Annotated in this window: 16 protein-coding genes and 1 pseudogene; 9 read left to right on the top strand and 8 right to left on the bottom strand. The window is 63.5% G+C overall.

The annotated features are described in order from the left end of the window. Positions 1 to 298: 298 nt before the first annotated feature. The 3 genes from QMG25_RS20690 to QMG25_RS20695 form a co-directional block, all read right to left on the bottom strand. Positions 299 to 505, bottom strand: coding sequence for a transposase (locus QMG25_RS20690; protein WP_502866460.1), 207 nt, complete (start codon positions 503 to 505; stop codon positions 299 to 301). A 358-nt stretch (positions 506 to 863) separates the two neighbouring features. Beyond that, positions 864 to 998: a hypothetical protein gene (locus tag QMG25_RS19690; RefSeq protein ID WP_283462791.1), complete on the bottom strand. Its 135-nt coding sequence runs from the start codon at positions 996 to 998 to the stop codon at positions 864 to 866. A 15-nt stretch (positions 999 to 1013) separates the two neighbouring features. After that, a complete protein-coding gene (locus QMG25_RS20695) occupies positions 1014 to 1352 on the bottom strand; it encodes a transposase domain-containing protein (RefSeq protein WP_502866461.1) in 339 nt (112 codons plus the stop codon). A 461-nt stretch (positions 1353 to 1813) separates the two neighbouring features. On the opposite strand from QMG25_RS20695, the gene QMG25_RS19695 reads away from it, so the two are divergent. Both QMG25_RS19695 and QMG25_RS19700 read left to right on the top strand, forming a co-directional pair. After that, on the top strand, positions 1814 to 2704 hold the full coding sequence (locus QMG25_RS19695) for a recombinase family protein (protein WP_283462792.1): 891 nt from the start codon (positions 1814 to 1816) through the stop codon (positions 2702 to 2704). Further along, positions 2697 to 4160, top strand: coding sequence for an MGDG synthase family glycosyltransferase (locus QMG25_RS19700; RefSeq protein WP_502866458.1), 1464 nt, complete (start codon positions 2697 to 2699; stop codon positions 4158 to 4160). Before QMG25_RS19695 ends, QMG25_RS19700 begins: the two co-directional genes overlap by 8 nt. A gap of 23 nt (positions 4161 to 4183) precedes the next feature. On the opposite strand, the gene QMG25_RS19705 is transcribed toward QMG25_RS19700, so the two are convergent. Then, positions 4184 to 6379, bottom strand: coding sequence for a beta-glucosidase family protein (locus QMG25_RS19705; protein WP_502866459.1), 2196 nt, complete (start codon positions 6377 to 6379; stop codon positions 4184 to 4186). A gap of 1046 nt (positions 6380 to 7425) precedes the next feature. Next, a complete protein-coding gene (locus QMG25_RS19710; RefSeq protein ID WP_283462795.1) occupies positions 7426 to 7695 on the bottom strand; it encodes a hypothetical protein in 270 nt (89 codons plus the stop codon). Between the two features lie 266 nt (positions 7696 to 7961). On the opposite strand from QMG25_RS19710, the gene QMG25_RS19715 reads away from it, so the two are divergent. The 4 genes and pseudogenes from QMG25_RS19715 to QMG25_RS19730 all read left to right on the top strand — a co-directional run bounded on the left by QMG25_RS19715 (position 7962) and on the right by QMG25_RS19730 (position 10395). Then, positions 7962 to 8426 carry a cupredoxin domain-containing protein gene (locus QMG25_RS19715; protein WP_283462796.1) on the top strand — a complete coding sequence of 155 codons (465 nt, stop codon included), beginning with the start codon at positions 7962 to 7964 and terminating at the stop codon, positions 8424 to 8426. Between the two features lie 32 nt (positions 8427 to 8458). Continuing rightward, on the top strand, positions 8459 to 8896 hold the full coding sequence (locus tag QMG25_RS19720; protein ID WP_283462797.1) for a hypothetical protein: 438 nt from the start codon (positions 8459 to 8461) through the stop codon (positions 8894 to 8896). Positions 8897 to 9104: 208 nt separating this feature from the next. Further along, positions 9105 to 9354: pseudogene (locus tag QMG25_RS19725) on the top strand (transposase); the annotation flags it as partial. 114 nt (positions 9355 to 9468) lie between these two features. After that, complete coding sequence (locus QMG25_RS19730) at positions 9469 to 10395, top strand: NAD(P)-dependent oxidoreductase (protein WP_283462798.1); 927 nt, start codon at positions 9469 to 9471, stop codon at positions 10393 to 10395. Here QMG25_RS19730 and QMG25_RS19735 read toward each other — a convergent pair. Then, positions 10392 to 10694 (bottom strand): type 2 periplasmic-binding domain-containing protein, encoded by a 303-nt coding sequence (locus tag QMG25_RS19735; RefSeq protein WP_283462799.1) that lies wholly within the window; start codon positions 10692 to 10694, stop codon positions 10392 to 10394. The two genes, QMG25_RS19730 and QMG25_RS19735, sit on opposite strands and share 4 nt — an antisense overlap. A 197-nt stretch (positions 10695 to 10891) precedes the next feature. Beyond that, on the bottom strand, positions 10892 to 11203 hold the full coding sequence (locus QMG25_RS19740) for a hypothetical protein (RefSeq protein ID WP_283462800.1): 312 nt from the start codon (positions 11201 to 11203) through the stop codon (positions 10892 to 10894). A gap of 305 nt (positions 11204 to 11508) precedes the next feature. Here QMG25_RS19740 and QMG25_RS19745 point away from each other — a divergent pair, with 305 nt between their 5' ends. Next, the gene (locus QMG25_RS19745; RefSeq protein WP_283462801.1) at positions 11509 to 11637 is read left to right on the top strand and encodes a hypothetical protein; all 129 of its coding nucleotides are present in this window, start codon (positions 11509 to 11511) and stop codon (positions 11635 to 11637) included. Between the two features lie 91 nt (positions 11638 to 11728). On the opposite strand, the gene QMG25_RS19750 is transcribed toward QMG25_RS19745, so the two are convergent. Then, positions 11729 to 12388: a TetR/AcrR family transcriptional regulator gene (locus QMG25_RS19750; RefSeq protein ID WP_283462802.1), complete on the bottom strand. Its 660-nt coding sequence runs from the start codon at positions 12386 to 12388 to the stop codon at positions 11729 to 11731. A 99-nt stretch (positions 12389 to 12487) separates the two neighbouring features. Between QMG25_RS19750 and QMG25_RS19755 the strand changes: the two genes are divergently transcribed. Together QMG25_RS19755 and QMG25_RS19760 are read left to right on the top strand one after the other, a co-directional pair. Further along, positions 12488 to 12940 (top strand): nuclear transport factor 2 family protein, encoded by a 453-nt coding sequence (locus tag QMG25_RS19755; RefSeq protein ID WP_283462803.1) that lies wholly within the window; start codon positions 12488 to 12490, stop codon positions 12938 to 12940. Next, a complete protein-coding gene (locus QMG25_RS19760) occupies positions 12937 to 13830 on the top strand; it encodes an SDR family oxidoreductase (RefSeq protein ID WP_283462804.1) in 894 nt (297 codons plus the stop codon). The genes QMG25_RS19755 and QMG25_RS19760 overlap by 4 nt, the downstream gene beginning before the upstream one ends. Positions 13831 to 14356 lie beyond the last annotated feature (526 nt).

Below are 14356 nucleotides of genomic sequence, written 5' to 3' on the forward strand. Positions count from 1 at the left end.
TAATGGAAGATTGGAACACCTTCGGGGCTCTGCCCTCGGCTTCAGGAATCTCACCAACTACGTCGCCAGATCATTGCTGGAATCCGGAGGCTTCAGACCGAAACTACACTCTGGATTCTGAAGAGCCCCTTTTCCCGCGAAGTGGCGAAGAGGGGAGGGTCGTCGTCTGTTGTTTCCAGTTGGAAGTGTGCCGCGACATCGGCTGAACGGTCCGCAGGAAAGTGTTGTTCGTGGCTCCACCCCAGACGCTTGAACAAGGCGTCGCGTTCGGCCTCGCTTTTGGGCCAGGGGTAGCGGGTCAGTTCTTCAACAAGGGCAATGATGGCGCAGTGGCAGCAGAGGTGCCCCAGATTTCCTGAAGGATCAGGTCGGGGGATTTGGACCGCAGCACGGGCCTGGGTCCGAGTTGGTGGGTTTCGAGCTCGTCGAACGTGCTCTCAATCTCCCATCGTTCCGAGTAGACGGCGGCGAGGTCCTCAGCACTTGCTACACAGGGCTCGAGGATTGTGCTTAGGAGCCGCTAGCTCCCGGGGTTCTCGCGCCCCATCGTCGATCGTGTAGTCAATGACCCGGACGATCAGGGGCTCTGTTGGCGTGCGATTCGGGCCCGACGTCGAAATGATGCGCGCAAGCCACGAACCGTCCGAGAGCGTCTCCACGTATCGGGGTCGAAGATTTGTCTTGACCCGCCAGAGTAGCTCTGCTCCCGTCGCGGCGGCTTGCTGCCACAGGTAAAAATCGTAGAAGCCACGGTCAGCCAGGAGCAACACCCCTGGCGTCGAGTGCTTCACGCGCTCTTTGGATAGTGCTATTTTTGACGTCGTGCACGGCCCGATCTCCGCATCCAGGATAGCGTGGGTGCCTCACTCCGCCAACGCGGCCGCGCGGGCCAGCGGGAACGCTGACTTTTCACCGCGGCTGGACGGCGGACGGCCGAAGAAATCCGCATTTGCCGCGCTGTCGGCCAAGTCCAGGACCGTCCCATCGATCGCGACCAACCATCGGCCCGCCAGTCAAGCTCCCGGGGTCTTCGGGCCAGCCAGAGGGACCGCGACATGTTTGAAGAGATCCCGCACGGGCTCGGACCCCAGCCGGGCCTCGGCCTGGAAAATGCCAGATTTCGACGGTGATGACCATGCCTCGGCCCACTCTAATGACCACAATAAGCTGTGAGTCAGCTGAGCGAAGACGTCCTCATATGAGTCTTCCGAATACAACGCCATCCCCATCGAGAAATACCCCATAACCTGCGCCAGCAATGCACGATGACGCACCTCAGTGTGCCCCGCCGCCGCAATCACCTCATCGACCACACTCGCCGGAAACACCCGCGTCAACACGCCCGCCGACACAAAATCCGACAACCGACGGTCAGAGACCGGCTTTACCCAACCGGAGCGAGCCGTGCCCCAACCACACTAGCAAAACCCTTAAATGAACGGTATTGAGGCTAAGCGTCGGCGGTCCATGATCCGGCGAGCGTCCAGCCTGATGCCCACCGCATCCATGGCATCGGGACTTCCCCTGGGCCCGTGGGGATGTCCTCAGTGGAGGCCGCACATCACACACACTGATCTCAGAGTCCCGGGCAATGTCTGGCGGGCTCGTCGGGAACGTTTCAGTGTTGGCGAACTGTACAGTCGTCGACATAAGCAGGGCGTAGGTGTGGGGGCTGGCATGTGTGTCCACTCCAACGACATGGGCGTATTAGTTGGTCACGATGGTCATCTTGGGCTGTCCCTCCGAACGGGAATCTTCTAGCGCCAATCCGGGAAACAGTCACTGCCGAAGCAGGTCAGAATATGAGTAAGTCATGCCCGGCCGGACTAACACCACTCTGCCAACCAGCCCCGGGCGAGCCACTATCCATCAAAAAAATGGCATCCTCTTCATGGCGCTTTGCGCCGCCGCGTTGCGTCTCAGCAATATGCAGTCTGTGCACTATCCTAAACAGAGCAAGTTTTGGTCTCTGATGACTGTTAGGGGAGCGGGCGTGGGAAGTGTCGGATATGCCATCATCAGCACCCTAAATCAGAACGCGGATCTGCAGCAGGCGGCGTTGACTCCTGCGGGTTGTCATCGGGTTTTGACCAACCATGGCGTGAACGGAACGATGGCCAGGCGGACCGAGCTGGACAAGATGGTCGATCACCTGCGAGACGGTGATGAGGTTGAGGTCTGGAAGGTGGACACCTTTGGGCGCAACACGCGGAACCTGCCAGCCCGAATCGAACACCGGGGCATGGACCGCCGCAGCATCACGGAAGGCATCAACCCCAAAGGTTGGATGGGCAGGGTGATGCTGGCTGTCATGTCCGAGTCAGCCCAGCTCGAACGCGACCTGCTGGCTCGCCCGGGCCGATTGCGGCAAGATCATCGGAGCCAGCCGCGCGGCAGAGCACCGCTACCTGTGCCGGGAGAACAACGAAGTACTCTTGCCATGACCGTCGCCCCGAATGCAAAAGAACGCTTTCTGGAATATCTAATGCAGGCACAATCGAGCAAAATTGCACCCCCGCAGACGCGGCTGGACAATCCACACTCTGACCCGATTAAATCGCGTAGTCCGGACGGCTCAAGAGCCACAAAGTTGGGTTTCACTGCCTCGGGGAGAACCACCGCTGACCCGTCTCTCCGCGTGACGATGTCCAAGATCGGCGGGTGGGAGAGGTCATGCGGGCCGGTCCCATCTCTTGATGCGTAGGCCGTCTGCACGCGGTTCCAAAACCTCTGACGGGGAGCGCGTAATGATCCTCTCCGCTGGGGTTGGATCGGGGCACAACAGCGCCGCAGCGGCGGTACAGCAGGCGTGCGCCGCGCGCGCGGACATCGTCGAGGTGCAGGTGCTGGACGTGCTGCAGGTGAGCAGTGCGCTCTACCGCGACGTGCTGGGGAAGGGTTACTTCGTCCTGGTCAAAGAGTTGCCATGGTTGGTCGAGTGGGGATATGACGCCAGTGACCCGCCGTTTGGACGCCGCGGTCCAATCGACCCCTGGACACGGGTGAATGCGGTTCCGGTCATCCGTGCGATCAAACGATTCCGACCCACCGCTATCGTGTGCACCCACTTCTTGCCAGCCCAGCTGATGGCATCACTTCTACTTCGCGGCGTGATGGATGCCAGGACTGCTGTGGTCACGACGGACTACGACTTCCAGGGCCTGTGGCTTGCGAGCGCATTCCACATGCTCTTTGTGGCCAGGGAGGAGGGGCGCGTGGAGCTGACGGCGCTCGGTCTGCCTCTTGACCGCGTCGCGGCCACGGGGATCCCGATCGCGGCTGCGCCGGACGTTACGCCCGTGCGCGATGCCAGCGAGCCCCCGATGCTGTTGATCTCGGCAGGTGCGAAAGGAGGCGACTACGCCGTCGCGGTCGTGCGGCAGACGCTGCATATGCGCTCCCCCTTCACGGCCACGATTGTGTGTGGATACAACGACGCGCTGCGGCAGCGCATCGAGGCGCTCGTGGCCTCCGCCGGTGATCGCTACCGTGTCCTCGGCTTCACAAAGGAAATGCCGCAGCTGCTGCGCCGCGCTGACCTTTTCGTGGGTAAACCGGGAGGGTTGACGGCATCGGAGTGCATGGCCACAGGGCTGCCCATGGTGCTGGTCAACCCCATCCCGGGGCAGGAGGTCCGCAACGGCGATTATCTGATGGAACAGGGGGCGGCCGTTCGCTGCAACAATACCGCCACCATCGGCTGGAAGATCGACGAGTTGCTGCGCGAGCCGGGCCGTCTGCAACGAATGCAAGCGGCCGCGCAGGGCATCGGCCGCACACACGCGGCGGCGGACGTGCTGAACGGCTTGCTCGACGGGCCGTTCCGTCCTCTGGTGGTTACCCGTGCGGCGCAGAAAACGATCCTTACAGCGAGCGGGGATCACTTCGTCGCGACTGACCTCACTGGTCCATCCTCACTGGTCCGGCTCGTCGAGCAGGCCACGGGCAGTACAGTGGCTCTGCTGCGATCGGAGGAACTGGGCGATCTGCAGAAGCGGTACGCAACTTCGGACGGTGGGCTGGAGCTGCGGCATGACTTGGCACCGCTCTCATTTCGGTGGGAAGCGCGGAGGTTGCTCCGCGCCATGCTGAAAGGCGACGACGTGCTCCCAGTCCGCGTCGAGGCGCTCTCCTCCCCGCCTCGCAGCCTTCCAGGGTGAGGGGGGCGCGACCCATATCGGCCTCAGGTCGGCTGACCGTCCACGGCGTCTTCTTCGTCGATCAAGCCCCCAGGGCGTTGTAGCCGGCGCGCGTCCGTCCAGCTGCTGGGGCTGTGTTGGGCAGCGAGCAGGGCCCAGTCGCCGGCGCGGGGGGCCCAGTGCCTTGTCTCAGGATCGCGCTGCAGAGTGGGCCCCGCATCCAATGTGACCCGGACGGTCGACTCCGCACCTGGCTGCAGCGTGACCTTCTGGAAGCCCAGCAGCTGGGCTACCGGCCTGCGGAGGGAAGTGTCCGCGGCGTAGACCTGCACGACGGTCGATCCCTCGCGATCACCGGTATTCGTCACGAGAACGTCAGCGCTGCCGCCCGTGTCGTCGAACCTGTGGTCGAGGAGCCGCTGCTCGATCGTCGTATAGCCCAGGCCGAACCCGAACGGGAATGCCGGCGCGTGCCCGTCGCCGTCGAGCATGCGTTGACCCCACCTGTCGTCGTAGATGACGGACTTCGCGGCGCTGTCGAATGATGGCAGATGCGCGGCGTCCGTCGGCAGCACAAACGGCAGCCGTCCGCCGGGCTCCGCGGCGCCGGTGAGGACGCTCGCTAGCGCATGGCCACCCTCCATCCCTCCGTACCAGGCGAGGAGGAGCGCCGGCACGCGGTCTCGCCACTCCTCCGTCAGGATCGCGCTGCCTCCGATCAGCACGACGACGGTCCGTGAATTTACTGCTGTGACTGCGCGAATAAGGCGCACATCGGAGGGGCGCAGATCGAGCGAGTCGCGGTCGCCGCCCCGGACGAACCGTGACGCAAGGTGTGCCAGGGCAATGAGCGGCCCTTGGAGTCGCCCAGAGCCAAATGCCCGGCCGAGCACGCCCACGTCCACACCAGCGGTGACGACCGACTCGCCCTCATCGTGCTGGTCCAGGCCGACGACGACGATCACCGTTTCTGCTGCGGCCGCCGCCGCGACTGCGGCACGTACGTTTTTGCCGGAGGTGCTCGTGATCCGTACTTGGGGGAGCGCGTTCCGTAGCCCCTGCAGCGGCGAGACCGTGGAGGGGGGCCGAACGCGTGAGGAACCGTGATCACCTAGGTTCGCCCGCCCCGCGAGGCGCCCGATCACCGCGAGGTGCCCTGTCGTGGGAGCCAATGGTAGCAACGGCGCAGTGCCGGTGATTTCGTTCTTCAGCAATACGATCGACTCTGCGGCTACTTGGTAGGCCAGCTCCCGATGCTCCGGCGAGGCGATGAGGGCCGGGCTCGGCACCGCCTCCTCGCGCGTCGCGGCATGCAGCACGCTGGTGCGCAGGATCCGGCGGGCAGAGCGCAGCACGGTCGCGCGGGCCACCTCACCCCTGTGGAGCGCGGCCGGCAGATCGCGGGCTCGCACCAGCCGCAGCGGCATCTCCACGTCCATCCCCGCCTGAAGGCTGAGGACCGCATCATGGGTACCGAACACCCAGTCGCTCGTCACGAACCCCGAGAAGCCCCACTCGTCCCGCAACACATCGGTGAGCAGTGGACGATTGACGTCCATATACTCGCCCCGCACCCTGTTGTAAGCACTCATCACTGAATCGACGCCCACATCCACAACGGCCTTGAAGTGCGGCAGGTACACCTCGTGGAGGGCGTGCTCGCCGACCGACACATCGACTTCGAAGCGCTCGTTCTCCACCGAGTTAAGCGCGAAGTGCTTCACACACGCCATCACGTTCACACGTACACCTCGGGTCAGGGCCGACCCCATCCGGCCGGTGAGCACCGGATCCTCGCCGTAGCACTCCTGCGACCGTCCCCACGCGGGGTGGCGAAGCAGGTTGACGCAAACGGAGGCAGAGTAGTTGGCGCCCCGCGCCCTGGTCTCCAACCCGATAGCGTGCCCGACCCGCTCCTCCAGTGACGGGTCCCAGGTCGCGGCACGTGCAATAGTCACAGGGAAGGCAGTGGAGCTGCCAATCACAACGCCGCGGGGACCATCACTAAACCGGATTCCCGGGATGCTGAGCCGCGGGACCGCGCCGGCCACGAAAGGCCGCCGATCCAGCAGCACCGGGATGAGCGGCAGCAGCTGCTTGGGGGAGTCGCCGTCAAGCAGTCCAAGGAGCTCCCGATTAGTCATCCTGTCGATCAGCTGGCCTGCCGCCTCATCCGCATCGAGCTCACCAGCCCGGACGGCCCTGACCGCCTTGCCGTACGAGCCTCCCTCAGACGTCAACACTTTCCTCGAAGCGGATCGTGTACCAACACTCCACCGCCTCACTGCTTCAGCACTCGCGCAACCCGACCCGCTCCAACCATCTCCATGCCCTAAATTATGTACCCTCTTGGCCTCAATCTGGTGCTCAGCAACCGGGGTGAGGCCACAGCACGCGATCATCCTGATCTTGATGCCCGGAATACGCCAACGCTTCTTGCTCCACCCGTAGCTCGTCATTCACGTTGGCTTATGTCACCACTACCGCACACTGAGAGGCGACGAGCTCGTCATTGGCCGCGACCCGCACTGGAAATGCCACTGTAGGACCCTCCACCCTGAGACTCCACCGCTGCCCAAGCCCGCGGCGCAAATCGAAGGCATAGCCCGGGGCAACTTCCACCTCCACCAAACGGGGGCAAGACCAAAACGATTAGCTTCTCCATGAGCGCGAAACGCTCCCGGGACAGCTGGCGGGCATGCCGAGTGCGCCCAATCGCCTCAGACCGAATCCGGGAGAGCTGCTCGAATACGGGCTGATGTGTCTACCCGAACCAATTGTCCTGACACGAGGCCTTCCTTTTGTGCTCAGGACCGGGACGGGCGCGCTGGCCGGGACTCTCGGAGCTAAATGTGAGACAGCCCCTGGGCCCCTGTGGGGTTTTCACTCCAACAGGTGAATGAAAGGCCCTGCCCCAGCTCTTTGGCAATTGCTGTTAGTCGGAGCAGTTGTCTTGGTCTGCGAGATCCATCTACGCGGAAGCGGAGAGCCGGGGCGAACAACAGCAGCGTCTTTCGTGCCGCTGAGGAGACTGGCTTGAGGCACCCGCTAACGAATGCGGCCGAGCACCGATCGGCTTTATCGGCATGAACACTCGCCGGGGCAATCCGAACCGTCCACGGCTACGAATAACTTGTGTCCTCGAAAACTGCAGGAGGACGCCACTATTTGAGGTGCTCCACTCCCGGGGCGCCGTGACCGGATCGGCGTAAGCCCATGTCAACGGAGACAATTACAACGAACCACCGCTCGACCATGATCGGTAGTGGGCTGCTTGGCAGGCCGGTCAAAAATCCCCTGCGAGCACTTCCTGTTGCCGCCCTGATAAGTGGCAGAGGCGGCACATATTCCGGCCATTCCTGCCCATCTCCACGAAGCGCCGTACATCGGAATCCTGTTCAAGGTCCTCACCGCGGCCAGCTTCTTCCTGCTGGCGGGCATCGCGGAGGCAACCGCGTGCTTGAGCGCCATCGTGATTGTAGTCAAATCCCGGCATCAGGCCGGCATCCACAGCCTCAGCATGCAGCGGCCTCAACAGCCAAAACACGTACTTCAAAGTTCAAGCACCATATCAAGCCCAGAACTATTCGGGTCCCGCGTCCTGAGCTTCCAGCAAACGGTCTTTCCATAGCTTCCGGTCCCTGAAATGGGGCAAAGTAAGGCATTAGTTTCAAGCCCGTGGAGCTGACGGTTGGGGAGAACTTCGAGAGCCCCGTCATGTACCACTACCTTTCCTCCAGCACCCCGCGTGGGTCTCGCTCTGAGCGTGGTGCCAGAGGGATCTCCGGCATTTGTCGCCAGCAACCATGAAAAGGAAACCCCATGAAACCGAACCAAACCCGTCAACGCTTCGTCCTCGCCCTGATCGGCGCAGCAACCATCCTCGGGGCCAGCGCCTGCGGGACCGCCGCCACGGGGACCGACTCGTCATCTGCCCCTCCAGCTGCGACGTCGTCATCGACCGCGTCGATGGGACCGGATATGAGTGCGTCCCCGACAGTGTCCACGACAGGGTCCGCGACCCCATCCAAGGAGACCGCAGCCAAGTCAACCATCCAGATCAAGTCCTTCGCTTACACCGGCACGGACAGCGTCCAGGCCGGTGCAATGGTTACCGTGACGAACATGGACGCTCAAGCGCATACCGTCACCGCTGACGACGGTTCCTTCAACGCCGTCGTCGACCCTGGAGCCAGCGTGACCTTCACCGCCCCGACGAAACCCGGTGCGTACGCCTACCACTGCGAGTACCACGCCAGCATGCACGGAACGCTGAACGTCAAGTGATCCGGGCCAATAGCTCCAGACAGGATGGCCGCGTGGAACGATCAGAACCGGGCCGCCATCGTGGCCGCACAGCCGCTGCCTTAGTGCTTCGGATTCTGGCAGCGGCCGGCTTGGCCGTGGACGCCGTCGTTCATGCCCGGCTCGCCTCGGGTTACCAGACTGCCGCCCCGGGAGGTTTCGGAGAAGGCAATCTCTTTCTTGCTGAAGCCGTAACTGCCGCGGTGGTCGGGCTGTACGTGCTGGTCCGCGGAAGCCGCCCGGCCTGGGTTCTGGCCCTGCTCACCGCTGGCGGTGGCCTGGCCGTGCTGCTCGTCTACCGTTACATCGAGATCCCTGCATTCGGGCCTTTCCCTGCCATGTACGAGCCCGTGTGGTTCTTTGCCAAAACCCTTACCGCTCTCGCCCAAGCCGCCGTCGTTCTGCTGGCAGCCGCCGCCCTGATCCTCCACCGAAGAACCTGTACTGCCTAACGCCAACGCATGTCAGCCCGGGCAGCAGACTAAAACGCGCGACGGCGGAGAGTCCTCCCAATGCAGGGGGAAACGGTACATGCAAAAACCTAGCTGCATGCCCCTTGCGGCGCACCGCGGCGGGGTTCTGATTGGAAGGCTTCCGCGACACGCCTGAAAGTGGGGCGTTCCGATTTGATGCTGGGGTCATGGATAAGGATTGGGCGGGCTCTCAAACGACACATATTTCCCGGACTGGCCCCTTGAACGCCAGCAAACGTGCCGAAGAGGCCATGATCACGGTCGTTGCGGACTGCTGCCTCGCCGGGTTTTCCACCCGCCGCATGGACAAACTCGTGAAGACCCTGGGCATCCACTCACTCTCGAAATCACAGGTCTCGCGAATGGCCGCCGACACGCTGACGATGAAGGTTCGTGAAGGCGGGCGCGTGAACAACGCGGTCGTCATGGTGGCCACCAAGGAAGGCAAGGGCGCCGACCTGAGCGGTGAGATGAAGTAACAGACGGGCGTGATTAACGCACGACGGCGGCGGCGGTCCCTGGCCGTCGTCGTCGTGCGTTAAGCTGCCACCATGACACAGTTTGCCCCCCGCATTAGCGTTTTGCCCGACTCCCACCCCCTGTTTGCCACGGCCGTCACGGACAGTGGCGGCGTGCTGACCGATCTTGACGACAATCCCGACGGACTGGTGGTCGGCTTCAATCCGGACCGGGCTGCACTCAAAACCATCCTGGACGCGCGGCCCTCGATCCGCTGGGTTCAGCTGCCGTCCGCCGGGATTGAGTCGTACATGGACACAGTTGCGGCGTACCCGGGAAAAATATGGACCAGCGCCAAGGGCGCCTATGCCCCGCCCGTGGGCGAACACGCTCTTGCCCTGACGCTGGCCCTGCTGCGCCGGCTGCCGGAGCGGGTACGGGCCATCTCTTGGGGCCCCCAGGCCGGAACGTCGTTGCACGGGCTGAACGTTCTGGTGGTCGGTGCGGGCGGCATCGGCGTTGAAATTGTGCGGCTGATGAAGGCCTTCAACACCAACGTCACGGTGGTCCGCCGGCAGAATATCGCGGTTCCCGGCGCGGACCGTACCGTCACTACGGAGGCCTTGGCCCAGGTGCTGCCTGATGCGGATGTGGTGGTGCTTGCGGCCGCGCTGACGACCAGCACCCGCGGGCTGTTGGGCGCACCGGAGTTGGCGCTATTGAAGCCAAGCGCAGTGCTGGTGAACATTGCCCGCGGCGGCCTGATCAACACGGATGCACTGTGCGCCGCGCTGGCGGCCGACCGGTTGGCCGGGGCCGGCCTGGACGTCACGTACCCTGAGCCGCTGCCCGACGGCCACCCGCTGTGGGCTGAGCCGAAGGCGTTGATCACCCCGCACACCGCGGACACCATGGAAATGGTGGTCTCGTTGCTCGCCGCCAGGGTGGCGGAAAATGTCCGTCGGCTGGCCCGCGGACAGGAGCTGTCCGGGGTGGTGGACCCGGCCGCGGGGTACTAGTTTCCGGGCTTGTCTTTTGGCCGCCCTGGTGGAGAAGCAGATGCCGCTATGGCCGACTCTTCCCTCGATGGCCAGCGGCACCCCGGGCAGCCCTCGTAGCTGATATCCACCGGCGGGCGCTGGAGCGGCACCGTGTAGCCCAGGCCGCGTGCCACCATGCCGCGCATGGCCTCGAAGCTGATGGATCGCCCGGCAATCCTGGGTCCCAGGCCAGATTCGCGCAGGTTAGACAGCTGATCCTCCTGCGCCGTGGGGATGTCCAGCAGCATGCGCTCGGCGACTGGAAGGAGGGTGTTCACGGGCGCCGGTGTCTTTCCATGGCGGTGTCCAAAGGAGATGCCATCACGTCGCGGCTGTTGCACTGACATCCAGGGGTCAAGAACTCGCGCCCCCTTTACCAGGAGTGGACTGCCTCGCCACTGACGGCGGCGAACTCCGTGAAATTATCCCTGAAGCGGATGGGAGAAGGGAAGAATGGGGGAGCGGACCGTTGCGATCACAGGCTCAACATGGTGGAATCTACAGCCTCACCATGTCCCGAGAAGAAACAGCGTAATTTAGCCACTTTGGCACCAACACGTTGAAAAAAGATGACCGCAAGGGAAGACCTACTTTCACCAAAAAATGACGAAAGAGCAGGCAAATTTTCGATGTAAAAGATGAGCGGGGGTACCTTTGGCCCCTGCTGGCTCTGACCTGCGGGAGATAACCGCAGGTCAGAGCCATATTTGGTGCCCCGGGCGCGAATTGAACCCACGACCAAGAGAATCTCAGGATTCTCTTGCCGTCGGGCATCGTTGGTCGTCAAAACCCGTGTGTTCCCGGGGGAGAGTGGAACGATTGGAGCCCTTTGGCATGCCAAGGATGGCCGTGGGCTTTGGTTGAAAACGTGAGTAAAACGTGACGAGTCTGGGCCAAATAGTGTCAATCCGGGTATGTAGTGATCGTTTGCAGGTGGATCGACACGCCTGATGGCATTTTATCGACTGTGAACAGACCGCCCCGGGCTTCGATGCACATCGTTGTTCAGGGCACGGGTTCAGTCCCTTCAGTGTCCAAGGCCGCCCATATTTTGATTGAAGGTCTTGGTAGACGGTTTGACGGCTGATCCCGATGAAGTACCCACTCGCCTCGGCCGCCATCGCGACGCTCCTCGGGTTTGCCCTCGCCGGGTTCCGGCTGGCAGCCGGGCCGCCGACGGTGGGATCGTCGGCGACGGTGACAAGCCCGCCGTCGTCCTAGCTCGCGGCAATCGTCCAGGGCGGTGTTGAGGATCGCAACGGCCCAGTCCTCGACGCCCCGCCCCGCTCTGTGCCGACGACGTCCGGGGTTCCTACAGAAGGTTCGCCTCAAGGGTCCTGGCGATGAAGGTCCCGTATCGCTCGGCGGACCATCCCCGTTTCATGACGAGGCTCTCATACAGCTCCGCGGTCGTGCACGTGAACATGACATCTGCGGCCTCCTGGGCGCCCAGGCCCGGACGCAGGACCCCCCGGGCCGCGATCCGCTGCACGTTGTGCAGCATTCGCCGGTAGCGGACATCGTCGACCTCGCGCAGCAAGTCCGCCATGTCAGCATCGCCGCTGGCCGCCGCGTCCCGGATGAGCAGGATGATCGGGGCCGCGAGTGGGCTGACCTCGGCCGTGAAGCGACCGAGCTGTTCGATGAGTGCTAATGGGTCCGTTGCCGTCAGCTGTGCGAGGTCGGAACGCTGCTCTGCTGGCGGGACACCCGCGCCGAGGAGGCTTTGTTCTTGGATGGCCCGCACGAGCCCGGGCTTGCCGCCGAAGTTCTTGTAGATCGATTCGGGAGACACCCCTGCTGTCTGCGCGATCTGCGCTATCGTCGTGGGCCCGAACCCGTGCGCGAGGAACAGCTCGCGCGCCCTTGCGAGCACGGTGCGCCGCGACTCCTCGGCGAGCTCCCGCCGCCGTCTTGCATCGTAGGCGCGCCTGGGCGTGGGCGGCTCTGACGCATTGACGTTGTGGGGCATGTTGTCCTAAAATTTAATCAATACAGTTAACCGTATTTAAAATAAATCTAGCAGATATGAGCCTCCTCCACACGCCCGAGGCACCAAGGAGTCATCATCATGGACACGCCTGAGGGCATGGACCGCCTACCCGACGGCACCGTGCGGCGCATGTTCGCCGCCGCCCGCCGGCAGGACCTCGACGCGATGGTCGCCGAGTTCGCCGACGACTACGTCAACATCACCCCCAACCACCCCGACCGCAGCTTCACCGGGAGCGCCCAGGTGCGGTCCAACTGGTCCGCCCTGTTCGCGGGAGTCCCCGATCTCACACTGGAAATACGCGATGCGGCAACTGCTCCCGATGGGAAGGTCTGGGTCGAGTGGGCTTCCCGCGGTACGCGTCGCGACGGCGTTCCCGTCGAGCAGGCCGGAGTTGCGATCTTCACCGTGCGCGAAGGCCTACTCTCCGCCGTCCGGTTCTACCTTGAGCCCGTCGAGCACGAGTCCGGGGACGTCAACACGGCCGTCCGGGACGTCGCAGGCGCCGATTCGAGAGGACCACGGCCATGATTCTCGTTGTCGGCGCCACCGGTAATCTCGGCGGCCGCGTCGCCAGGCTGCTGCGCTCAGAGGGACAGGAGGTTCGCTGCCTAGTGAGGCAAAGCAGCGACGACACCGGGTTGCGGGAACTCGGCACGGAAGTCGTGCGCGGCGACCTCATGGTACCGGCCAGCCTAAAAGCTGCATGTCAGGGCGTCGATACTGTGATCGCCACGGCGACGGCGATCAGCCGACGCATCGCCGGGACCAGCCCTGCGACCATCCGGGCCGTCGACGAACAGGGCATGAGTTTCCTGGTGGATGCGGCCGAGGCCGCGGACGTGCGCCGCTTCGTCTACATTTCCTTCCCTGGAGCCGACGCGGCTATCGGCACGCCCCTGGAACGCGCCAAGCTTGCGATCGAGAGGCAACTGGTCAGCTCGGCGATGCGGACGGTCATCGTCCGCTCGGACGGATTCCAAGAAGTCATCCTCGCCCCCATGGCACGCTTCGACATGGCCGCTGGGAAGGCGGCAGTCATCGGCAAGGGTGAGACAAAGAGGCGCTGGGTGGCCACTGAAGACGTTGCCGCTCTCCTCGCGGCGGTCGCGATCGAGCCCGATCCGCCGTTGCTGATCGAGGTCGGCGGCCCCGAGTCGCTCACGAAGAACGAAGCCCTCGCGATCGCCGCGGAGTTCACCCATCACCGAATGAAAGTGCAGCGCATGCCGCGCACCATAGCCCGCCTCGCGATCCGCCTGCTCGACCGCCGCAACGACGCCCTCGCATCCGTGTTCGGTGCAGGGTTGCTCGAGGACCTCCAGGAGGCCACCTGGGACGATAAGCCCCTGCGCCAGCGGGGAATCATCCCCAGGCCGGCCAGCGACTTCCTCCGCGAGCGGGCGCGCGAACTGACCTGAGCACGCGTGCTACGGGAGCCGTCCGATTGATCAGCCAGAAGGTCATCCAGGCCCGGTGAAGGGTATCCCCGGACACCAAACCGTCGCTGACCTGCTGCTTTGCAAATGGAGACTCGCGAAGTGTACGCAAAGGGTGTCCGATGGGGGCCGCCGGCTTACGGGACTGTCGGGGGTCTGCCCGACCGGAAGGTAATCGCGCTGGAATGGACCCGCCGCAGCTCATCGTTGGGCTGGTGGTTGACGGCGATATCGCCGAATTATGAGAGCGGGAAGGTCGAGACTGCCGGGCAGGGTCGTATGCCGTCTCAAGGGACGTTCTTGGTTAACCGATCGTGCCCAGTGCCGGAAAGGGCGATCGGAGGGCCGATTCCTGCCGGTCGCTGTCTCAAGGTGCCCAGGCTCAGACCTCCTGAAGTACGTGTTTGCTCATTGTTGAGATTGGGGCCTGGGCTATTTGGTAGTTCAGGGGGCGTCGGTCGCCGGGGAGCCGTGTGGGGGTGTTGTTGAGTTCTTCGGTGAGTAGTTG

Origin of the sequence: Arthrobacter sp. H35-D1 (assembly GCF_030063185.1) — a bacterium.
In the GTDB taxonomy this organism is placed as follows: domain Bacteria; phylum Actinomycetota; class Actinomycetes; order Actinomycetales; family Micrococcaceae; genus Specibacter.

What these genes read in the sequence shown, in the direction of transcription:
- QMG25_RS19695 (WP_283462792.1), top strand. Translation starts at nt 1,814, where the DNA reads ATGCCCGGCCGGACTAACACCACTCTGCCAACCAGCCCCGGGCGAGCC.
- QMG25_RS19730 (WP_283462798.1), top strand. Translation starts at nt 9,469, where the DNA reads ATGACACAGTTTGCCCCCCGCATTAGCGTTTTGCCCGACTCCCACCCC.
- QMG25_RS19755 (WP_283462803.1), top strand. Translation starts at nt 12,488, where the DNA reads ATGGACACGCCTGAGGGCATGGACCGCCTACCCGACGGCACCGTGCGG.
- QMG25_RS19760 (WP_283462804.1), top strand. Translation starts at nt 12,937, where the DNA reads ATGATTCTCGTTGTCGGCGCCACCGGTAATCTCGGCGGCCGCGTCGCC.
- QMG25_RS19715 (WP_283462796.1), top strand. Translation starts at nt 7,962, where the DNA reads ATGAAACCGAACCAAACCCGTCAACGCTTCGTCCTCGCCCTGATCGGC.
- QMG25_RS19700 (WP_502866458.1), top strand. Translation starts at nt 2,697, where the DNA reads ATGCGTAGGCCGTCTGCACGCGGTTCCAAAACCTCTGACGGGGAGCGC.
- QMG25_RS19750 (WP_283462802.1), bottom strand. Translation starts at nt 12,388, where the DNA reads ATGCCCCACAACGTCAATGCGTCAGAGCCGCCCACGCCCAGGCGCGCC.
- QMG25_RS19745 (WP_283462801.1), top strand. Translation starts at nt 11,509, where the DNA reads ATGAAGTACCCACTCGCCTCGGCCGCCATCGCGACGCTCCTCGGGTTT.